The 19,646-nt window shown below is 67.1% G+C and carries 20 protein-coding genes and 1 pseudogene; 10 read left to right on the top strand and 11 right to left on the bottom strand.

Annotated elements, in window-relative coordinates:
• Positions 1 to 3 precede the first annotated feature (3 nt).
• The 3 genes and pseudogenes from IBX22_RS09530 to IBX22_RS09520 all read right to left on the bottom strand — a co-directional run.
• Positions 4 to 1,443, bottom strand: a complete 1,440-nt coding sequence (locus tag IBX22_RS09530) for an MFS transporter (RefSeq protein ID WP_194814933.1) — start codon at positions 1,441 to 1,443, stop codon at positions 4 to 6.
• Positions 1,444 to 1,516: 73 nt separating this feature from the next.
• Positions 1,517 to 1,975 (bottom strand): SRPBCC family protein, encoded by a 459-nt coding sequence (locus tag IBX22_RS09525; RefSeq protein WP_194815709.1) that lies wholly within the window; start codon positions 1,973 to 1,975, stop codon positions 1,517 to 1,519.
• A gap of 117 nt (positions 1,976 to 2,092) precedes the next feature.
• A pseudogene (locus IBX22_RS09520) lies at positions 2,093 to 2,419 on the bottom strand (NUDIX domain-containing protein); the annotation flags it as partial.
• Between the two features lie 94 nt (positions 2,420 to 2,513).
• Between IBX22_RS09520 and IBX22_RS09515 the strand changes: the two are divergent.
• Together IBX22_RS09515 and IBX22_RS09510 are read left to right on the top strand one after the other, a co-directional pair.
• Positions 2,514 to 2,846 (top strand): MmcQ/YjbR family DNA-binding protein, encoded by a 333-nt coding sequence (locus tag IBX22_RS09515; RefSeq protein ID WP_194814932.1) that lies wholly within the window; start codon positions 2,514 to 2,516, stop codon positions 2,844 to 2,846.
• A gap of 4 nt (positions 2,847 to 2,850) precedes the next feature.
• Positions 2,851 to 3,369 carry a DUF1990 domain-containing protein gene (locus tag IBX22_RS09510; RefSeq protein ID WP_194814931.1) on the top strand — a complete coding sequence of 173 codons (519 nt, stop codon included), beginning with the start codon at positions 2,851 to 2,853 and terminating at the stop codon, positions 3,367 to 3,369.
• A gap of 8 nt (positions 3,370 to 3,377) precedes the next feature.
• On the opposite strand, the gene IBX22_RS09505 is transcribed toward IBX22_RS09510, so the two are convergent.
• Positions 3,378 to 4,118 (bottom strand): tyrosine-protein phosphatase, encoded by a 741-nt coding sequence (locus tag IBX22_RS09505; protein WP_194814930.1) that lies wholly within the window; start codon positions 4,116 to 4,118, stop codon positions 3,378 to 3,380.
• Positions 4,119 to 4,157: 39 nt separating this feature from the next.
• Between IBX22_RS09505 and IBX22_RS09500 the strand changes: the two genes are divergently transcribed.
• The 5 genes from IBX22_RS09500 to IBX22_RS09480 all read left to right on the top strand — a co-directional run bounded on the left by IBX22_RS09500 (position 4,158) and on the right by IBX22_RS09480 (position 8,132).
• Entirely contained in the window at positions 4,158 to 4,301 is a 144-nt protein-coding gene (locus IBX22_RS09500; RefSeq protein ID WP_194814929.1) for a hypothetical protein, read from the top strand.
• A gap of 96 nt (positions 4,302 to 4,397) precedes the next feature.
• On the top strand, positions 4,398 to 6,260 hold the full coding sequence (locus IBX22_RS09495; RefSeq protein ID WP_194814928.1) for a hypothetical protein: 1,863 nt from the start codon (positions 4,398 to 4,400) through the stop codon (positions 6,258 to 6,260).
• Positions 6,257 to 6,430 (top strand): hypothetical protein, encoded by a 174-nt coding sequence (locus IBX22_RS09490; protein WP_194814927.1) that lies wholly within the window; start codon positions 6,257 to 6,259, stop codon positions 6,428 to 6,430. Before IBX22_RS09495 ends, IBX22_RS09490 begins: the two co-directional genes overlap by 4 nt.
• Positions 6,430 to 6,813 carry a hypothetical protein gene (locus IBX22_RS09485; RefSeq protein ID WP_194815708.1) on the top strand — a complete coding sequence of 128 codons (384 nt, stop codon included), beginning with the start codon at positions 6,430 to 6,432 and terminating at the stop codon, positions 6,811 to 6,813. The genes IBX22_RS09490 and IBX22_RS09485 overlap by 1 nt, the downstream gene beginning before the upstream one ends.
• Positions 6,810 to 8,132 (top strand): hypothetical protein, encoded by a 1,323-nt coding sequence (locus IBX22_RS09480; RefSeq protein WP_194814926.1) that lies wholly within the window; start codon positions 6,810 to 6,812, stop codon positions 8,130 to 8,132. Before IBX22_RS09485 ends, IBX22_RS09480 begins: the two co-directional genes overlap by 4 nt.
• A gap of 6 nt (positions 8,133 to 8,138) precedes the next feature.
• Here IBX22_RS09480 and IBX22_RS09475 read toward each other — a convergent pair whose 3' ends face one another.
• The 5 genes from IBX22_RS09475 to IBX22_RS09455 form a co-directional block, all read right to left on the bottom strand.
• Entirely contained in the window at positions 8,139 to 8,510 is a 372-nt protein-coding gene (locus IBX22_RS09475; protein ID WP_194814925.1) for a hypothetical protein, read from the bottom strand.
• Positions 8,511 to 8,649: 139 nt separating this feature from the next.
• Positions 8,650 to 9,345, bottom strand: a complete 696-nt coding sequence (locus IBX22_RS09470; protein ID WP_194814924.1) for a hypothetical protein — start codon at positions 9,343 to 9,345, stop codon at positions 8,650 to 8,652.
• 161 nt (positions 9,346 to 9,506) lie between these two features.
• Positions 9,507 to 10,829 (bottom strand): serine hydrolase domain-containing protein, encoded by a 1,323-nt coding sequence (locus IBX22_RS09465; protein WP_309234505.1) that lies wholly within the window; start codon positions 10,827 to 10,829, stop codon positions 9,507 to 9,509.
• 122 nt (positions 10,830 to 10,951) lie between these two features.
• Positions 10,952 to 12,016 carry a hypothetical protein gene (locus IBX22_RS09460; protein WP_194814923.1) on the bottom strand — a complete coding sequence of 355 codons (1,065 nt, stop codon included), beginning with the start codon at positions 12,014 to 12,016 and terminating at the stop codon, positions 10,952 to 10,954.
• A gap of 149 nt (positions 12,017 to 12,165) precedes the next feature.
• Positions 12,166 to 12,417, bottom strand: coding sequence for a hypothetical protein (locus tag IBX22_RS09455; protein WP_194814922.1), 252 nt, complete (start codon positions 12,415 to 12,417; stop codon positions 12,166 to 12,168).
• Between the two features lie 50 nt (positions 12,418 to 12,467).
• On the opposite strand from IBX22_RS09455, the gene IBX22_RS09450 reads away from it, so the two are divergent.
• Positions 12,468 to 13,427: a DNA polymerase domain-containing protein gene (locus IBX22_RS09450; RefSeq protein ID WP_194814921.1), complete on the top strand. Its 960-nt coding sequence runs from the start codon at positions 12,468 to 12,470 to the stop codon at positions 13,425 to 13,427.
• Between the two features lie 50 nt (positions 13,428 to 13,477).
• Positions 13,478 to 14,650 carry a serpin family protein gene (locus IBX22_RS09445; RefSeq protein WP_194814920.1) on the top strand — a complete coding sequence of 391 codons (1,173 nt, stop codon included), beginning with the start codon at positions 13,478 to 13,480 and terminating at the stop codon, positions 14,648 to 14,650.
• Between the two features lie 4 nt (positions 14,651 to 14,654).
• Here IBX22_RS09445 and IBX22_RS09440 read toward each other — a convergent pair whose 3' ends face one another.
• On the bottom strand, positions 14,655 to 16,151 hold the full coding sequence (locus tag IBX22_RS09440) for an MFS transporter (RefSeq protein ID WP_194814919.1): 1,497 nt from the start codon (positions 16,149 to 16,151) through the stop codon (positions 14,655 to 14,657).
• Positions 16,152 to 16,214: 63 nt separating this feature from the next.
• On the bottom strand, positions 16,215 to 17,192 hold the full coding sequence (locus IBX22_RS09435; protein WP_194814918.1) for a YafY family protein: 978 nt from the start codon (positions 17,190 to 17,192) through the stop codon (positions 16,215 to 16,217).
• A 91-nt stretch (positions 17,193 to 17,283) separates the two neighbouring features.
• Here IBX22_RS09435 and IBX22_RS09430 point away from each other — a divergent pair, with 91 nt between their 5' ends.
• Positions 17,284 to 19,569 (top strand): excinuclease ABC subunit UvrA, encoded by a 2,286-nt coding sequence (locus tag IBX22_RS09430; RefSeq protein WP_194814917.1) that lies wholly within the window; start codon positions 17,284 to 17,286, stop codon positions 19,567 to 19,569.
• Positions 19,570 to 19,646 lie beyond the last annotated feature (77 nt).

Below are 19,646 nucleotides of genomic sequence, written 5' to 3'. Positions count from 1 at the left end.
CCGCTACGCCTCTTTGGAAGCGCTGAGCGGTCGCGCCAGATCCTCGAGCGACCGCTGCTCGGCCTTCACGCCGAAGACCACTTCCACCAGCCCCGCCAGCAGCATCGCCGTAGCGCCGATAGCGAAAGCCAAAGCGATGCGCCCCGGATCGCCATCCTCGGCGAGCTTGGAGAAGACGAGCGGGCCCGCGATGCCACCCGCCGCGGTGCCGATGGCGTAGAAGAACGCGATCGCCATTGCGCGGGTTTCCATCGGGAAGATTTCGCTCACCGTGAGATACGCGGCGCTTGCGCCACAGGAGGCGACGAAAAGCACCGCCGTCCAGCAGGCGGTGAGTGTCACGGCGCTCAGATGCCCGCCGTTGAAAAGCCATGCGGTGCCGAACAAGAGGATCGACGACCCGATATAGCAGCCCGCGATCATCGGTTTGCGGCCGATCGTGTCGAACAGCTTGCCCAGCAGCAGCGGACCGAGGAAATTGCCGAAACAGATCACCGCGAAGTAGTAGCCGACCTTCGCGTTCTCGATGTCGAACGATTTCGTCAGGATCAGCGCGTAATTGAAGATGATGGCGTTGTACAGGAACGCCTGACCGACGAACAACGAGAACCCGAGGACCGCTCGTTTCGGATACAACCGCAGCAGCACCGAGGCGATCTCCCCGAATCCGGTGGCGCGGCGCTGGGTGATTTCCAGCCGCTGATCGGAGACATCCTCGAGCTCCTTGCCGGTGCCGGCGCGGACCTGATCCTCGATGTCGGTGACCGTGCGTTCGGCAGCGTCCTCGCGGCCGTGGATGAACTGCCAGCGCGGACTCTCCGGCACGGTCCGGCGCACAAATAGAATGATCAGGCCGAAGACCGCGCCGAGCGCGAACGACAGCCGCCAGCCGATGTCGGCCGGGAACAGATCGGTGTTCAGCACCACGATCGACAGCAGCGCGCCCGCGGTAGCGCCCAGCCAGAAAGTGCCGTTGATGACGATGTCGATGCGCCCGCGGTATTTACGCGGAATCAGTTCGTCGATAGCGGAATTGATCGCCGCGTACTCGCCGCCGATACCGAAGCCGGTCAGGAAGCGGAAGAACACGAACCACCACATGTTGAACGACAGCGCCGTCATCGCGGTCGCGAACAGATACACCGCGAGCGTGATCAGGAACAGTTTCTTGCGCCCGAATCTGTCGGTCAGCCAGCCGAAGAACAACGCGCCCGCGGCGGCGCCCGCCACATACAGTGCCGCCGCCAGGCCGGAAACCTGTGCGGCGGTAATGGCCAAGCCACTGCCGGGCTCGGACAATCGGCCCGCCACACTGCCGACGACGGTGACTTCGAGTCCGTCCAGGATCCAGACCGATCCCAGCCCGATCACAATGGTCCAGTGCCAGCGCGACCAGGGCAGCCGATCCAAACGAGCCGGAATATCGGTGGATATGGTTTGCACGGGGCACCGCCTTGGATCGCCATCGGTCTGCTGGGGCGATTACCCGCCGATCGCGTTCACAATCGGTAGTGCCTCAGGACTTTTCGGCGAGCTCCGCGAGACGATCCACCGAAGCCTGCAATTTGTCCGGGGTGGTGGCCCGGGCCCGGGGCAGCCGCTTGGCGTCGGTCAGCTTGGTCCAGTCGTAAGTGTGGGTCACCAGGGTCCGCTTCTCGTCCAACGGTTCCAGCTCCCACCGCCACAAATGCCCGGGCGGCTCGTTGCCGGGTTCGGCAGGCAGCCAAGCGATTCGGCGGCCCTCCTCGAATTCGACCACCCGGTTCTCGCGCACATGCCCCTTGGTGGTGGTCATGGCGAAGACCGCGCCCGCTTCGCGCACGCGTTGCCCCGCAGGCGCTTCGGACAGATTGTCGTTGCCGTCCCAGCGCGGCTGCTGCGCCGGATCCGCGATCAGCTCGAAGATCGCCGTGGCCGGCGCGGCGATCTCCCGGCTGGCGATGACTACCTGTGGCACATCGATGTCGTCCGTCATGGAATCCATCGAACCATGCGTTGACCCGGCGTGCGGGGCCGGTTCGAACCAGGTGGGGCCCGCGGTGACGGCGTGCTCGATGCGGAGTTGCTCGTGCGGTGACATATCGGGGAGTGCGTCGAGCGCGAACCAGGCGACTTCCAGCGATTCGTCGTCGTTGACGCGGGCGGTGCCGCCGACGGCGCGGCAGACGAAGGAGATGTCCATGAACTGGCAAATATCGCCGTTGGGGTAGGTGTGCGGCGGCAGCGCCCGCACATGCGCGATACGGACCGGAACGCAGCGAATCGCGGTCTCCTCGAACACTTCTCGCACCGCGCAGGCGGCGGGCTGCTCGCCGGGCTCCGGGATACCCGCGATCACCGCCCACCGCCCGGAGTCCGCGCGCCGGCCCAGCAGCACCCGGCCTTCGTCATCGAAGACGACCGCCGCCACCCCGGGCATCCAGAGCAGCTGCTGTCCCGCGGTCGCCCGGAGCTTGCGGATGAAGTCAGGAGTCGCCATGCGACGACAGTAGAGCTGTTGGAAAGATACGGGTGTGAGTACCACTGGGGAAGATGTTCGTGCGGTCGCACTGTCGCTACCGGAGACGACCGAAGATTTCGCCTGGGGAATGCCGATCTTCAAGGTAGCGCGCAAACTGTTCCTGACCTTGCCGGAAGCGGAGACCTCGATGGCTGTACGCTGCCCGATCCTGGAACGCGACGAACTCGTCCTCGCCGAGCCGGGCAAATTCTGGATCGCCACCCACGAGGCGAACAACGCCTGGGTCCGAGTCCGACTGGCAGCACTCGAGGACCGTGACGAGCTGTCGGCCATCGTCCTGGACTCCTGGAAACAAGCCGCACCTCCCAGATTGGTGGCGGAGTAATCCCGTGCACGACCTCACCTATGGTCCGCCAGGACAGACCCGTCCTGCCGGTGAGGACTGGTCCGTGGATTGCCCCGGCTTTCGCCGCTTCGAGCGAACTGTGGTGATCGGGCACGGCGAATCCGATTGGGTCAGTGCCGCCGAGGCGGTCTTGCGCTGGGGGATCAAGCGCCGGAGCGGTTTTCGCGTCACCCCGTGCGACGGTGCGGACGAGCGGGTCAGCGCTGGTGCGCGATACCGGATCACGGCCGGCTGGGGTCCTTTCGCTGTCCAGGAACCGGTGCGGGTGGTGGCGGTTGTCGATACCGACTCTCGCTGCGGCTTCGCTTACGGGACGCAGCCGGGGCACCCGGTTTCCGGTGAGGAAGCATTCATCGTCCACCGAAATGTCGACGGCACGGTCTTCTTCACGCTCCGGTCCCTCACCCGGCCAGCGTCCAGCGGATTCTGGCGGCAGGTCTTTCCGCTCCTGCTGGTAGCCCAGCGGTTCTTTCGTCGCCGCTATCTGAGGGCACTGGGGTAATCCCGGTTTCACCGATGTGGATCGGGAACCAAGAGGCGGCTTTTCAGTTGGTCGATCACGTCCTCGCCGAGCCCGGCGGTGCCCGTCAGGTAGTCGCGCGCCGAGCCGTAGGTGGTGGTCAGGTCGTGAAGGACCAGGCGCATCACCTCGGCGGGGGCGCGGCCGTAGCTGGGCCAGCGCAGGACGCGATCGGGGTTGGCGGCCTCCCACTCGGTGATGAAGTGGGCGGTGGCGCGTTCGGTCAGGGCGAAGTCGGCGAGGATCTGGTCTTCGGAGATTTCGAGGATGGAGAGGAGCAGGGCTGCGATGAGGCCGGTGCGGTCCTTGCCGGAGGCGCAGTGGAAGACGGCGGGGCCCGCGGCGGTGGCGATCAGCTCGAGGGTTTCGCGGATTTCGGCGACGCCGTCGGTGGCTACCTCGGCGAAGCGGTCGGCCAGGTAGCGCCACGGGTCGATGTCGGGGTCGATGTCGGCCTGGTCGTAGGGGCGGTGTTCGATGCTGCAGTTGGCGTAGCGGAAGCGTTCGGGCTGGGGGATGCGGCCCCTGGCGTCGATTTCCCAGGGGTAGCGCAAGTCGATGACGGTGTCGACGCCGAGTTCGAGGAAACGGTCCCAATCGTTGTCACGCAGCTTGCCGAGGGAATCGGAGCGGTAGAGCAGGCCCCAGGCGACGGTGCGGCCGTCGGCGGATCGGTAGCCGCCGAGGTCGCGGAAGTTGTGCAGACGATCGAACTCGATGTGCCGCTTCATATCTCGCAGACTGTCATAGTCTGCTCGTAACCTCAGGAGATGACTCTGCTGGAGCAGGGGGCCAGGCCGCACACGCTGGTGGTGCTGTTCGCGCCTACCGGCCCGCTACAGGACCTGTCGATCTCCAGTGGCTGGGCCGAGCGATATCTGGAGCTCGCGGCCCGTTTCGACCAGCTGTTCTGACCATTTCGGCCACGTCTGGATTGCGCTGCATATCGACTCGGATCGGGGGCATACGCCCTTACGAGAGACTCCGGGTTACAGAAAGAGCGGTTCAAGATGAGGCCTGTACTCGCGCGCGGACCGGAGGGTGGCGGCGCCGCGCTGGATCAAGTGGTGATATTGACCGGGGCGGCGACATTGATCGCCGCGGGGCTGATGTGGGTGGCCTATCTGCATCGAACGCGGCGGATCACCTGGCTGGGGAACGCGGCGGACCGGCTGGGGCAGCTCGGGAACCGGCCGGGCTGGGTGGCGCTGCCGATCGGGGTGTTCATCACCACGATCCTCACCGCGATGCTCGGGTTCATCTGGGATGTCAGCCTGCACATCGGGCAGGGCCGCGACGAAGGCCCGCTGGCGAACCCGGCGCACTACTTCATCATGGTGGGCCTGTTCTTCCTGTTCATCGCGGGCATGCTGGCGATCATCCTGCCGCTGGACGAGAAGCCGGGCCCGGCCGCGATCCGGATCACGCGCAATTGGCACGCCCCGATCGGCGGCGTGCTGATGGCGGGCGCCGGGTTGTACGCGCTGATCGGGTTTCCGCTCGACGACATCTGGCACCGGCTCTTCGGTCAGGACGTAACCCTCTGGGGCCCCACCCATTTGATGCTCATCGGCGGCGCGGGCCTGTCGCTGATCGGCGTGCTGCTGCTGGAACTGGAAGGGCGACTGGACAAGCCGGACCCGGACCGCACCGACGGCCCCTTCATGTGGATCGCCCGCAGCTTCGCCTTCGGCGGCCTGGTGATCGGGCTGTCGGTCTTCCAGGTCGAATTCGACTTCGGTGTCCCGCAATTCCGGCTGGTGCTGCAGCCCATGCTGATCGTGGCCGCCGCCACCGTCGCGCTGGTGTCGGCGCGCTACACGCTGGGGCGCGGCTCCACGCTGATCCTGGTGGTGTTCGCGTTCCTGGTGCGCGGGGTCATCGCGGTGCTCGTCGGGCCCGGGCTCGGCGCGCCGTACAACGTGTTCCCGCTGTACCTGGGCATCGCGGTGGTGGTGGAGCTGCTGGCCTTGCTGCCGCTGATCCGTAAACCGGTGTGGTGGGGCGCGATCACCGGACTGGTCGCCGCCACCGCCGGTCTCTGGCTCGAATCACTGTGGGTGGATCGGATGTTCGTCGATCCGTGGCCGGCCTCGATGTGGCCGGAACTACTGGCCATGGCGGTGCCGGTGGGTATCGCGGGCGGTGCGCTGGGTGCGCTGCTCGGCATGGTGCTGCGCGGTGAGCAGTTGCCGCGGCCCTCGATCCGGCGCGCGCTGGTGATCGGCGCCGTGCTGGTCACGGCCATCGCCACGGCCAACGGGCTGCGCCACGACATTCCCGAAAATGCCACCGCGACAGTCCGATTGCAGGATGCCGAACCGGTGAACGGCGGCCGGATGGTGAACGCGGAGATCACCCTCGCGCCGACGGATCTGGTCAGCGCCGACCCCGAGTGGGTGCAGTTGCTGGCCTGGCAGGGCGGCACCGGCCAGGTGCTCGGTCGTTGGATCGGCGACGGAACCGAAAGCCCCGGACGGGGTTTGGTGGTCGATCACCTGCGCCGTGTCGGACCCGGGCAGTACGTGAGTACGAAACCGATTCCGGTGTACGGCACCTGGAAGACCGTGCTGCGCTTGCACGACGGCCGCATGCTGACCGCGCTGCCGGTGTTCATGCCGAACGATCCGGGTATCGGGGCCACCGAGGTCGCCGCGGACAACCAGTTCACCCGGCCGTTCGTCAGCGAAGTCACTGTGCTGCAACGGGAACGGACCTTCGACAGTCCGGGGTGGCTGATGCCCGCGGCATCGCTGCTCGTCCTGGTCTGTTCGCTGCTCCTGATCTGGGCGCTGTCCTGGGGCGCGGCGCGCATCAATCTCGCCTACCGCCGGACCGCGCATCCGGAACCGGTGGACCTGGTTCGCCAATGAGATACGAACCGGGAGTAGATGTTCTGGCGGATCACTCGGCCTTGCTGGCCATCCCGGCGTTCGCGCCCGCGTTCGCGATCGTCGGGGTGGTCGTCTACATCGCCATGCGTGATCGGCGGGCGGAGCGGCGGGAGTCCGACGCCGGGCACACGACCAAGGATGACGAGTGATGAAAGCGCAGTGCGCACTCGGGCTGGTCGCCGTGGCGGCGATCGCGTCCGCCTGCTCGACGACGTCCGAATCGCCGCCGCCGACGACCGGCAGTCCGTCAGCGGCCGCACCGGCAGAGACGTTTGTCGCCATCCGAATCGCCTCCGGCGCAGTGACCCCCACGAACAGCCGAACCGAAGCCCAAGTGGGACAGCCGATCGTGCTGAAGGTCGACAGCGACGCGCCCGATGAACTGCATGTGCACGCCGACCCGCCGCACACCTTCACCGTCGAACCCCGTGCGGGCCAGGAGTTCCGGTTCACCGTTGCCATCCCCGGCCAGGTGGAGGTGGAACTCCACGACGCCGGCAAGACCGTGACCACCCTGCAGGTTCGCCCGTGACGGTGCTGGCGCACGGCCTCGGCGGCGCCGACGATCTGCCGATCCCGTTGTCCTACGCGCTGATCGGCGCCGCCTGGGCGTTGACGTTCTCCTTCGCGATCCTGCTGGTGGCCTGGCGGGAACCCCGGCTGGATCCGGAGGCGCCGGGGCGGCGGTTGCCCGCGATCATCGATTCGCGGATCCTCCGGACCGTGATCGCGGTGCCGAGTGTGGCGATCGCGATCTTCCTCGGACTGGTGTTGGTGCTGGGTTCGCCTGACCCGCAACGTAACCCGATACCGGGCGTCTTCTACATCTACCTGTGGGTCGGCGTCATGACGGCCTCGCTGCTGTTCGGCCCGGTCTGGAAGCTCATTTCACCGCTGCGCGCATTGCACCGATTCGCCTGCCTGCTGCTGCGCCGCGACCCACAGCAGGGCGTGCTCGACTACCCCGAATCCTGGGGATACCGGCCGGCGGTCGTCGGCCTGTTCGCCTTCGTCTGGCTGGAACTCGCCGCACCCGAACCGGGTTCGGTCATGGTGATCGGCTTCTGGTTGCTCGGCTACGTCCTGATCACCGCGACGGGGCTGGCCCTATTCGGCACGGTGTGGGCCGAGCGCGCCGACCCGTTCGAGGTCTACAGCACCCTGCTCTCCCGCCTGAGCCTGTTCGGCCGCAACAACTCCGGCGAACCGGTCCTGCGCGCCCCACTGAACAATCTCGCCGCGAGCCCGGTGCTGCCCGGTGCCGTGGTCCTGGCCGCGACCCTGCTCGGCTCCACCGCTTTCGACAGCCTCTCCGCCCTGCCCGCCTGGCAGAATTTCCTCGACTCCCGAAGCGGCGGAGACGTTCTCACCGAAACCGCCACCCGCACTCTCGGCTTGCTCACCGTCATCGCGATCGTCGGCATTCTGTTCATCCGGGCCGCCCGGGCGGCCCCCGGCCTCAGCCGTCCGGACCGCGATCCCCTCCCACGCCTGCTCGCCCACAGCATCACCCCGATCATCGCGGGCTACCTCGTCGCCCACTACCTGACCTTCCTCCTCGAAAAAGGCCAAGCCACCCTGTTCTTACTCGCCGACCCTTTCGACCGCGGCTGGAACCTCGCGGGCCTCGCCGACCACCAGGTCGACTACTTCCTCTCGGCCCACCCGGCCGTACTCGCCACCCTGAAAGTCCTGGCCGTCCTCACCGGCCACATCCTCGGCGTGACCGCCGCCCACGACCGCTGCCTCCAGCTCCTGCCGCGCGCACACCGCGCCACCGGGCAACTCGCGCTGATGCTGGTCATGGTCGGGTTCACCTTCACCGGCCTCTACCTGCTCTTCGGCGGGTGAGGGCTGCTACCGGCGGACGGTGAGCGCGGTTTCCATGCGGGCGTGGTACTTGCAGTAGAACGGGTGCACGCCCGGCTCGGCAGGGGCGGTGAAAGTGACGGTCTGCCGCGGGAGGACCTCGTAGTCGAAGTAGCCGGTGCGCCGACTGGTGATGCTGTGCTTGACCGGGTCGTGGTTGACGACGGTAACGACCGCGCCCGGCAGGATCGGCGGCACGACGCTGTAGGTGCGTTGGTCGATGGTGATCGTCATCGTGTTCACCGGGGCGGGCGCCGGGAGCGGTGGCGGCTCGGCCGGTTCCGATTTGCCGCAAGCCGCCGTCAGGGCCACGGCGAGGGTTGTCGCCGCGAGAGCGATCCGGTGTCTCGGTGCCGTCATGGCTGCCTCCTGCGCGTTCGGCGAGCCTGCTCTCGATGGTAGATCGCGCACGATCGGCACCGCGCATGATTCGGTCCCGGAGCCCGGTGATCGACCGGTGGGGTCAATTCGGGGCGCCGGGACCGAACTCGTGTTCGCCTCAGGCGGGCGGGGCGGCGGTCATGCCCTCGACGGCGCCCGCGGCGGCACCGACGACCGCGCCGACCGCTGCGAACGGGGCAGCGACCATCGCGTACCCCAGGATCGCGCCGATGACGGGGACGATGACCAGCCCGATGGGTGCGAACGGCAAGCCGGCCACGAGACCCGCGACGACGCCGATCAGCGCACCGGTGGAGGCGACGGGTCCGGCGACGACGGTGCCGACAGCCGCGCCGACCGCGGCGGATCCGAGGACGTCATCGGCGACTCGACCGGCCCGCCACGGTTCCAGCCCGGCCAACTGCAACGCGCTGGACAGCGCCGTTTCGGCGCCGCCGGCAGCGTCGTTGATCTGAGCCGCGGTCTCGACGGGCAGCCACTCCGGCCGGTCGACCTCGGTATCGCCGATACGGATCCGATCGGTGTCGATCGGTGCCGGAGGTTCGTCGATGACGGCGGGGATAGCCTCGACCACCGGTGCCGGTGCGGGCACCGGGATGAGGGTCTGCAGGAACGCGAGCGGATCCGGTGCCGCAGGCGCGGATTCAACGACCTCCGGACCGGGCGGTGGATCTTCGGCGGCGGCGGTGCCCGCCCCGAATACGGCGACTGCCAGGGGTAATGCGCAGACCGCGAGGATGGCGGCGCGCCGGCGGAGGGATCTGACCGAGACTTCGGACTGCTGTACGTCCATGGGCTACCTCATTCGAACGACGATGCTTACACACCAACATTCGGAACAGCGAGCGTTCCGGATTGAAATCCGTTCGTAGAGAGCAGTTTTCAAGATCAACAGGACCTGGTGGCGGGTTCTACTCGGCTGATGCCGCCACCAGGTCCTGTTGATCTCGGTGGTTAGCGGATGCCCGGGGTTGCGGGGTGGGTGCCCACGCAGCCCAGGATGTAGCAGCCCGGGGGCCAGTCGCCGAAGGGGGCGGCGAGGGGTTTGCCCAGGCAGGTGGCGAGGTTGCAGCCGGGGTAGGCGGCGGGGCCGATGCCGAGGGCGCCGAAGAGGGCGTCGGGGTTGGAGATCATCGGGTCGGTGACGCTGACGTCGGGGAGTGGGGTGTAGGGGCCCGGGTCGGGCAGGGTGGGTTCGCGGAAGGCCGCGATGACGGCGCGCAGCACATCGTGCGGGAAGCTCACCGAGTCGCCGGGGACGGTTACTCCGGTCCAGCTGACCATCAGGCCGAGGCTGGGGACGATGAAGTTGTCCTGGCGCATCATGCCCGCCATCTCCACCGCATCCGAGGGCAGTCCGGGGAAGGAGATCGCGCAGCCGGGGCCGTTGACGACCAGCAGGAACCCGAAACATGGCTTGGCAGGGGAGGGTTCGCTGGCCAGCCGGATGTACTCCGCCGACACGACCTGGGTGTCGCCGTATGCGCCCTGGTTGCCGATCAGCAGTCCCAGCTTCACGAAGTCGGCGGGTGGCAGCACCAGATGCGCGTACCCGTAGGTGTTTCCACTGCGGTCTCGCGCCCAGTGGTAGTCATTGGCCGCAATACCCAACGGCGTGAACAGCTTTCGCTGCGCGTAGGCCTGGAAGTCCTCGCCCACCGCCTGTTGCACGACATAGACCAGCAGGTCGACCGCGCGCTGACTGTACTGCCAAATCGTGCCCGGTTCATGATCGATCGGCAGCGCCAGCGCCTGCGCCACCACGTTCGGATCCAGCTGCGCCAGACCCGTAATCCCCTCGGAGGCAACGGCAACCCGCATCCCCGAAGATTCGTCCAACAGGTGCCGGACCTTGATCGCGCGGTGCGCTTCGTCCCCGAGCCCCGGTGGCAGGTAGACCCCGATCGGGTCGTCGATCTTCAGCCGCTGCTCATCGACGGCGATCCCCGCGACCAGCGAAACCACACTCTTGGTGCTGCTCCACATATTCCACGCCACCCCGCCGTTTTCGGCGTTGCGCGCTCCGGTAGCGATCAGGCAGTTGTTGCGGAACACATGCACGGTGCGCCGTGAAGGATCGTTCGCGATCCGCATAGCCTCGGCCATCGCGGCCGAATCCAGGCCCACCTCTTCAGGTTTCGCCGTCTCCAAAGTGCGGCCGCTGCTCACCGTGCAGTGCTTCAACCCCTCCGGTTGCGCTTCGGCCACACTCGGCACACCCCACAACACCGCCGCTGCCATGACGACCGACAGCACCAGAATTTCCAGACGACGCACAGCACACTCCGCTCCCGACAACCTCTGCACGGGACATCGGACGGAGGCACCGCCGAATTACGCTCTGACGTGCCCATACTTGTCGGGGCGTAAGTTGTTGGGGCACTTGACCCCACCCTCGATCACCAGCCGAGGTAGCCGACCGTGGCGGCGTACATCACGCCGGTGAACAAGGGCCAGAACACCAATTTCGGTAAGAGATTCTCCCGCCAGGTGACCAGGGGCGCCAGTTTGCCGGTAATGAGCAGGGTCGCGTTCAGGGCGACGATCAGCGTCATCGAATACAGAGCGAAGAACCACCACTCGATGTAGGCGATGCCGGTAGCCGAGATCTCGGCGCGCGTCGCGTTGTCGTTGACCGCGACGACCAGCACGGTGCTCACCGCGAAGCCGATGATCGCGAAGGCGGTGAAGCCGGAGATCGAGCGGCGGTCCGGGTCGGTGGTGATGACGAACAGGGACAGGAACATCAGCACCGCCAGCAGCAGCACCGGGACGATGCGGCCCAGCAGCGGGCCGAGTAGACCGCGGCTGACTCCGATGTTGAAGTAGAGCTCGTCGGTCTTCTGCAGCCCGGTGGCGCGGACCAGTCCGAAGTCCTTGTGCTGCAGGCTGAAAACGGTGTAGTCGGGTTTCCAATCGGCCAGCACCATACCGGGATCGAGGCCCTGCAGCCGGACGGGATCCCAGGGCGGATACGCGACGAAGTCGGGCACCAGCTGAACCGGGTGGTAGGGATCGGGGGAGGCCATTCGCAGCCAGATGTCCTGGCGGTCCAGCGGATAGTCGCCGTAGTCGAACTTCTGGTGCATGGTGGTCGAGAACGACCACACCTTGACTTCGTCGCCGTGGCTCTCGTACTCGATGAACGGTTCCAGCGGGGTCGCGTCGTCGGCTTCGAGCAGCATCACGCCGCGGGTGACGTCCGCGGGGAGATCGGCGCCGTAGCGTTGCCAGATCTTGCCGTTGATCTTCACGTTGTGTGAGTTGGCGAATTCCACGCTGTGGATGAGTACACCGGTCCGGATCCTCGGAATCGAGCCGGCGTCGGGCGGGACCGTCGCCGCGAGCACTTGGTCGACCGATGCTTGGTCGGTGACCAGGCCGCTGACCTGCGCCATCGAGTCTTCCCGGTTGCGGGCGCCGTTCCAGGCGTAGAACGTGCCGGCGACGAACAGCAGCGCCAAACCGATGGAGCCGAGCCACAGCAGGCTTTGCGGTACGCGCCTGTGCTGCGGTCTCGGCTCGGGTTCCGTTGTGCTTTGTCGATCCCGTCCGTGGTCACCACAGACGGAAGATTAGCTAATAGTTTGCTATTTGCGGAGTGGCGCGCGTGTCAGTTGCGCCCGCCGTTCCCGCCGCTCAAACGCTGAGCCAGCAGGGCCTTGCCCTGTTCGGCGCCCTTGCGGCTCTCGCCCTGGGCCTTGCGGAAGAATTCCGCCAGCTGGCTGTCGCCCTGCCGTTCGGCATCGCGGCAGTACTGCTCCATGCGCAGCGTGTTGCTCAGGCACTGCTCGGTGAACCAGATGAGGTTGTAGTCCTTGTCGATCGTGCCGGTGACCTGACCGGTTTCATGCGAGGTTGTCATACCGCCGCCGTACCCTCGGTGTGCCCCGCAAAACCAGGGAAGGCAGGCCGATGGGTGACGAGGAACGCAACGGCGTCAAGCTGACCAATCTCGACAAGCCGCTGTTCGACGGCGCCGAGGCGACCAAACGCGACCTGATCGATTACCTCGAGTTCGCCGGCGATCGGCTGGTGCGTCAGCTGCGTGATCGCCCCTTGTCGGTCATCCGAATCCGCCCCGGCCAGGAACCTTTCATGCAGAAGAACCTGCCGAAGTACACCCCGGAGTGGGTGCCGCGGGTGCGGGTGTGGGCCGAGAGTTCGCACCGCGAAGTCACCTACGCGCTCTGCGAGGATGTCCGCACCCTGCTGTGGTTCGGCAACCAGCGCGCCATCGAATACCACCCCACACTGCTCCTGGCCGACCATGCCAAGGGCCCTACGCATCTGATCCTCGACATCGATCCACCCGAGGGGCAGCCGTTCGGGCAGGCGGTGCTCGCCGCGAAACTCATTCAGCAGGCGCTGACCGACGACGGCTTGGCCGGCGCCGTGAAAACCAGTGGCGCCAAGGGCCTGCACATCTTCGTCCCCCTCGTCGAGGGCCTCCCCATCGACGATGTCGCCGCCGCCACCCGAGCCATCGCCGCCCGCGCCGAACGCCTGGACCCGTCCCTGGCCACCACCGCCTTCATCGTGGAAGACCGCAAGGGCAAGGTCTTCCTCGACTCCACTCGCGCCGGCGGAGCGACCGTCGTCGCCGCCTACAGCCCCCGCATCCGCCCGGGAACCCCCGTCTCCTTCCCGCTCTCCTGGTCCGACCTCGACAACATCACCCCGGCCGACTTCACCGTCCGCACCGCCCCCGGCCTGCTCGGTGCCCGTGACCCCTGGGCCGACGAAATGCCCGCTCCCCAAACCCTTCCCGCCGATCTCCTCGAAGAGGGCCACACCATCCCCATCGCCCGCGTCCAGGCCATGCACGAAGGCAAACGCCGAGCGCGTGCGGCACGAAACAAGAACGACAGCTAGCTCCCCGGCAGGACCGGGGCCAAACGGTCAGAGCAACTATCGTGGGCCCGGTGCCTACCGGAACCACTCCGAATGTCCTCGCCTCCAACCGACTTACCGCCAAATGGTGCCAGGCCACCCCCGCGGGCGACTTCGTCCTCTCCGGGGTCGGCCTGTGGCCACTACTCGCAGTCCTCGCCGACGCTGCAGATGGCCCTGCCCGCGCGGAGCTGGAACAGGCGATCGGGATCCCGGCCGCCGCGGCACGCGAAGCAGCGCTGGAACTCCTTGCGATTCTGGATGATTCGGCATCCGCATCCGCCGCACTCGGCGTATGGGCCAAAGCTGAGCTGCCGCTGAATCCGGCGTGGGTGCAGAGCCTGCCTGCCGGAGTGGTGGAGCGCCTCGCCGGGCAGGGAGCGTTGGACGCCTGGGCGAACAAGCACACCCACGGCATGATCGAAAAGTTCCCGCTGCAAGTCACCCCGGACTCCGTCCTGGTCCTGGCCACCGCCCTGTTCGCCGAAACCACCTGGCGCACACCGTTTCAACCATCCACCCTCGTCCCCCGCACCGGGCCGTGGGCGGGACACAGCGGCGTCGCCTTGTCGCAGTACTCCCCGGACGCGCAAGCCGCCGCGATCCTGGACGGCGACGTGCAGGTCACCCGCGTTATCGTGGCAGGCGACAACGACCTGGACGTGCATCTGTTACTCGGCGACGCCGAACCGGGCGCTGTCCTGGCGACCGGGCTCGGCGCGATGAACGGCGAGATCCCGATCCGAACCGACCTCCCACTCGGCATCGAAGCCCCCGGCTTGACAGTCAGCGAGGAAAGGAGCACCACACCGATCGACCGGCTTGGAATCCTCTTGCGGCCCTTCGATATCCGATCGACCCACGATCTCCTCGCGCACCGCACCCTCTTCGGCTTGTCCGCGGCCAGCACCGAACTCGACAATTTCCCCGCCATCAGCCCGGTCCCGCTCTACATCAGCCAGGGCAAGCAGGACGCCCTGGCCCAGTTCTCCGCCAAGGGCTTCAAAGCCGCCGCCGTCACCGCCTTCGACATACTCGCCGTCGGCATGCCACCCCCGAACACTCACACCATCCGGCTGATCGAAGCCACCTTCGACCGCCCCTTCGGCTTCCTCGCCATCCACCGCCCCAGCGGCCTCGCTCTCGTTGCCGGCTGGGTAGCCACCCCGCCCATCCCACAGCCGGAGGGCGACGCCGACATCTGAGCAACTATCCGAGCGAAGCTGGAGCGGGTGCATTCGCTGCCGTGGCGTCGGCCTGTGCCGGAGCCTTGCCCGGCAGGGTGAACAGCAGAGCACACATAGCGGTGAAGATGGCCGCGACGTACCACAGGGAGCCGCTGAAAGCGGCTGGCATGGCGTGGGATTGGGTGGCCGGGTCGCCGGGTCCGAGGTGGCCGAAGAAGATCACGGAGGACAGCGCTACGCCGATCGCTTGGCCGAGTTGAATGGTGGTGCTGGTCAGGCCCGAGGCGGAACCGGCGTGTTCGTGCGGGACCTCGGACAGGATCAGGTCGGTGAGCGGGGCGATGATCAGGCCCATGCCGATGCCCATCGGAATCAGCGGAAGCATGGTCTGCCACAGGCTGATGCCGGTGCCCTGGGTGGTCGCGAAGAAGCCGAACAGGACCATGCCCCCAGCGGCCAGCAGGGCGCCGGTTTGCAGTACGGCGCGGCCGAAGCGGGGCACCAGTACCTGCATGGACAGGCTGGCGCCGAGCATCATCGCCACCGACATCGGCATGCCGGACAGACCCGCCTTCAACGGTGAGAAGCCCAGGCCCAGTTGCAGATACAGCGTCCAGGCGAGGAAGAAGACGCCCGAGGCGAGACCGAACAGCAGTTGCACGCCCTGGCCGCCCGCGAAGCTGCGGCGGGTGAAAAGGGAAAGTACGACCAGCGGGGAACCGCCTTGCCGGGTGAGGTGGCGTTCCCATGCGACGAAACCGCCCAGCACCGGCAGCGATCCGGCCATCGAGAGGTAAGTCCAAGCGGGCCAGCCCAATTCGCGGCCCTGGGTGAGTGGAAGGACCAGCATCAGCAGACCGAGGGTGACGATGCCGACGCCTGCGATGTCCAGCCGTTGAGCCTTCTCCGCTTTGGATTCACCGATCAGCAGCCAGCCGGCGATCAGGCCCGCGATGCCGAGTGGCAGGTTCACCAGGAAGATCGGCCGCCACGCCAGGTCGAACAGATTCCATTCGACCAGCAGCGCGCCGACGACCGGACCGGCCAGCGTACCCAGCGCCATGACCGCGCCGTAGATGCCGAACACCTTGCCGCGCTCGGATTCCGGGAAGGTGACGTGAATGATCGACAGCACCTGCGGCACCATCAGCGCCGCCATCGCGCCCTGGGCCAGCCGCCCGGCCAGCAGTAGATCGGGGCTCGCCGCGATACCGCAGATCAGTGAGGCGATCGTGAAACCGGCTACGCCGGTGAGGAATACGCGCTTGCGCCCGAAGAAGTCACCGAGCCGGCCGCCGGTGATCAAGCCGAGGGCGAAGGTCAGGGCGTAGCCACCGGTGATCCATTGCACCTGCGACAGCGAGGCGCCGGTGTCGGCCTGGATATCAGGCAGGGCGATGTGCACGACGGTCACGTCGACGGCGTCCATGAACGCCGCGATCAGCACCACGATCAGTGCCGCCCATCGGCGCGGATCGAGCGGGGTCCGGGGTGCCTCCCCGGTCTTGATTTCAGTCATGCGGCCACGTTATGGGCCTAATAGGACGCTAAATGTCCGGACAGAACCACGGAGTGGCGATCATCACGAGCGGCGTCGGCCGGAGGTGAGGGCTCGGCTCGCACGGTCGGTGAGGGCGCGGAGTTCGGCCCGCACTTCGGGTGGGTCGAGGACGGTGTAGTCGACCGGGAGCAGGGCGATGGCGCGGGCCAGATACTGCGGGCTGTCCGGGTAGGTGGTAAGGCGGCAGGTGCGGGCATCGACGGGCTCCAGGATGCCGTTGCGGCCGGGGACCTGCGCCGCGACCTCTTCGATGGGTGCGTGCAGCAGGACCTGCGCGCGCACGGAACCCGTTGCGGCGATGAGGGATCCGGTGAGCCAGGTAGCGGGATCGACAGCGCCGGGGAGGGTGCGGGCGGGGACGCGCAGGCCGGTGCGGTGGACTTCGGCGATGCGGTCCAGGCGGAAGGTGCGCCAGTCGTTCCGGTCGTTGTCGAAAGCGATGAGATACCAACGCCTTCCGGCCGCGACCACGGTGTGCGGTTCGACGAGGCGTTTGGCCGGGCCGCCCTCGGCTTTGGTGTAGGTGAAGCGCACCTTCTCGTTGGCCACACAGGCCGCGGCGAGGGCGGTCAGCGCCTCGGGGTCGGCGGTGGGACCCGCGCCGGGGGACAGGACGACCTCGGCCTGCGACAGCGCCGTGAGCCGGGCACGCAGCCGGCTGGGCAGCACCTGCTCCAACTTGGCCAGAGCCCGCAGCGAGGCATCCTCGATGCCGGTGATGGCGGCGGTCGCCCCGGTGCGCAGGCCGATGGCGATGGCGACGGCTTCCTCGTCGTCGAGCACCAGCGGCGGCATGGCCTTGCCCGCCGCGAGCCGGTAGCCGCCGATATTGCCCTGGGTCGCGTCGACCGGATAGCCGAGTTCGCGCAGCCGGTCGACGTCGCGCCGGATGGTGCGCGGGCTCACGCCGAGCCGTTCGGCCAGCTCGGCGCCGGTCCATTCGCGGGGTGACTGAAGCAGCGACAGCAGCCGCAGCAGTCGGCCGGAGGGATCACGCATGAACTCATTCTCGCAGGCCAATAGGACGCTGGGTGACCTACTGCCCGATTAGCCTCGGGGAACCACTCGTAGAGCTTCCGGAAGGAGCAGCATGGCCACCCGCGACTGGATCGAGATCGAAGGCGCGCGCGAACACAACCTGCGCAACATCTCGGTACGGATCCCGAAGAACGCGATCACGGTGTTCACCGGCGTCTCCGGCTCCGGGAAATCCTCGCTGGTCTTCTCGACCATCGCGGTGGAGTCGCAGCGCCAGCTCAACGAGACCTACCCGACGTTCGTGCGAAACCGGTTGCCGCGCTACGAGAAACCGGATGCGGACCGCATCGACGATCTGACGACGACGGTGGTGGTCGATCAGAAACCGATCGGCGGCAACGCCCGCTCCACCGTGGGCACCGTCACCGACATCTACTCGATCGTCCGAGTCCTGTTCTCCCGCGCGGGTTCTCCGCCCGCGGGCATGGCGACTGCCTACTCGTTCAACACGCCCGAAGGCGCGTGCCCGGGGTGTGCCGGACTGGGTCGCGCCACCACCGTCGACCTCGACGCGATGTTCGACAAGAGCCGCTCACTCAATGCCGGCGCGCTGCGGTTCCCGCTGTTCAACGTCGGGACCGTGCAGTGGCAGATGTTCGCCAAGGCCGATCTGTTCGACCCGGACAAGCCGCTGCGCGAGTACACCAAGACCGAATGGCGCGATCTCGTCGACGGGCCGGGCCGCGAGGTGAAGGTCCGGCTGGGCGGCAGCGGTGTCGTGTACGAGGGCGTGGTCCCGAAGTTCACTCGCCTCTATCTGAACCGGGATCTGTCGACGCTGGCGGCGCGCACCCGAAAAGCGGTGGAGCAGTTCGTGACTCAAGGTGTATGCCCGGAATGCCGCGGGCAGCGGCTCAATCAGGCGGCACTGCGCACCCGGATCGACGGCTACTCGATCGCCGACTACGCGGCCCTGGAGGTCACCGAACTCATCGAGGTGCTCGAAAAGATCGACCATCCGCTGGGCACCCCGCTGGCGGTGCAGGCGATCGCTGGATTGCGGCGGCTGGACGACATCGGTTTGGGCTACTTGAATCTGGGCCGGGAGACGCCGACGCTGTCCGGCGGCGAAGCGCAGCGACTGAAGATGGTCCGCTTCCTCGGCTCCGCCCTGACCGGAATGACCTACGTCTTCGACGAACCCAGCGTCGGGCTGCATCCGCGCGACGTGGGGCGGATGAACAAGCTGCTGCGGCAACTGCGGGACAAGGGCAACACCGTGCTGGTCGTCGAACACGACCGTGACGTCATCGCGATCGCCGACCACGTCATCGATCTGGGTCCGGCCGCTGGTGTGCACGGTGGCGAAATCGTCTATCAGGGAAGCGTTTCCGGGTTGCGGAAGAGCCACACTCGAACCGGAACAGCGCTGCGGCGGCGCAGTCGGCTGAAGGACGAATTGCGCACGCCCACAGGCCGACTGCGCATCCGCAACGCGAACCTGCACAACTTGCGGGACCTCACGCTCGACATCCCCGCCGGCGTCCTCACCGTGTTCACCGGCGTCGCCGGATCGGGAAAGTCCACGCTGGTCTCCGAGGTGTTCACCGCCCAGCACCCCGACGCCCTCCTGGTCGACCAGCGCGGGCTCGGGTCCTCCTCGCGCTCCACCCCGGCGAGCCACCTCGGCATCATGGATGGCATCCGAAAAGCGTTCGCCGAAGCCAACTCCGCCGACCCGGGCCTGTTCAGCTTCAACAGCAAGGGAGCCTGCCGAACCTGCGGTGGCCGCGGGGAGGTGACCACCGACATGGCGTTCATGGACCCGGTGACATCGACCTGTGAACGGTGCGCGGGCACCCGCTACGACCCCGACGTCCTCGCATACACCCTGCGCGACAAGAACATTGTGGAGGTTCTCGCCCTGACCGCGGAGGAGGCCGCCGAGTTCTGCACCGACAATGCCGTCCGCCGCAAAATCGGCTCCTTGATCGAGGTCGGCCTCGGCTACCTCACCTTGGGTCAGCCGCTGTCGACCTTGTCCGGCGGCGAACGCCAAAGGCTGAAGCTGGCAGGCGAACTCGGAAAGACCGGCGGCATCTACATCCTCGACGAACCCACCACCGGCCTGCACATGTCCGACATCCGCACCCTGCTCGATCTGCTCGACCGGCTGGTCGACGCCGGCAACACCGTGCTGGTCATCGAGCACGATCTGGACGTCATCGAACATGCCGACCATGTCGTCGACCTCGGCCCCGGCGGTGGCCGCCACGGCGGCGACATCGTTTTCCAGGGCACTCCCGCCGAGTTGCTCGACGCCGCGAACTCGGCCACCGCCGAACATCTTCGGCGTGATCTGGGCCGCGCCCCGGCCCCAGAGTTAACAGGGCGCTAGCTCACTTGGGCGTGAAGGCGGCAACTGCTGGCTGGCAAGTTGGCTGATGCGTTGCGGGGCAGTCATTTTCGCCCGGC

The organism is Nocardia sp. XZ_19_385, from assembly GCF_015355755.1.
Taxonomy (GTDB): domain Bacteria; phylum Actinomycetota; class Actinomycetes; order Mycobacteriales; family Mycobacteriaceae; genus Nocardia.
Note: the sequence above shows the minus strand (reverse complement) of the source record. Positions and strands in the feature narration are given on the sequence as shown.

Bases quoted from the DNA above. Each gene is read 5' to 3' on its own strand.
- IBX22_RS09475 (WP_194814925.1), bottom strand. From the start codon at position 8,510: ATGACGGCACCGAGACACCGGATCGCTCTCGCGGCGACAACCCTCGCC.
- IBX22_RS09490 (WP_194814927.1), top strand. From the start codon at position 6,257: ATGAGATACGAACCGGGAGTAGATGTTCTGGCGGATCACTCGGCCTTG.
- IBX22_RS09430 (WP_194814917.1), top strand. From the start codon at position 17,284: ATGGCCACCCGCGACTGGATCGAGATCGAAGGCGCGCGCGAACACAAC.
- IBX22_RS09440 (WP_194814919.1), bottom strand. From the start codon at position 16,151: ATGACTGAAATCAAGACCGGGGAGGCACCCCGGACCCCGCTCGATCCG.
- IBX22_RS09470 (WP_194814924.1), bottom strand. From the start codon at position 9,345: ATGGACGTACAGCAGTCCGAAGTCTCGGTCAGATCCCTCCGCCGGCGC.
- IBX22_RS09495 (WP_194814928.1), top strand. From the start codon at position 4,398: ATGAGGCCTGTACTCGCGCGCGGACCGGAGGGTGGCGGCGCCGCGCTG.
- IBX22_RS09485 (WP_194815708.1), top strand. From the start codon at position 6,430: ATGAAAGCGCAGTGCGCACTCGGGCTGGTCGCCGTGGCGGCGATCGCG.
- IBX22_RS09435 (WP_194814918.1), bottom strand. From the start codon at position 17,192: ATGCGTGATCCCTCCGGCCGACTGCTGCGGCTGCTGTCGCTGCTTCAG.
- IBX22_RS09455 (WP_194814922.1), bottom strand. From the start codon at position 12,417: ATGACAACCTCGCATGAAACCGGTCAGGTCACCGGCACGATCGACAAG.
- IBX22_RS09525 (WP_194815709.1), bottom strand. From the start codon at position 1,975: ATGACGGACGACATCGATGTGCCACAGGTAGTCATCGCCAGCCGGGAG.
- IBX22_RS09450 (WP_194814921.1), top strand. From the start codon at position 12,468: ATGGGTGACGAGGAACGCAACGGCGTCAAGCTGACCAATCTCGACAAG.
- IBX22_RS09505 (WP_194814930.1), bottom strand. From the start codon at position 4,118: ATGAAGCGGCACATCGAGTTCGATCGTCTGCACAACTTCCGCGACCTC.
- IBX22_RS09500 (WP_194814929.1), top strand. From the start codon at position 4,158: ATGACTCTGCTGGAGCAGGGGGCCAGGCCGCACACGCTGGTGGTGCTG.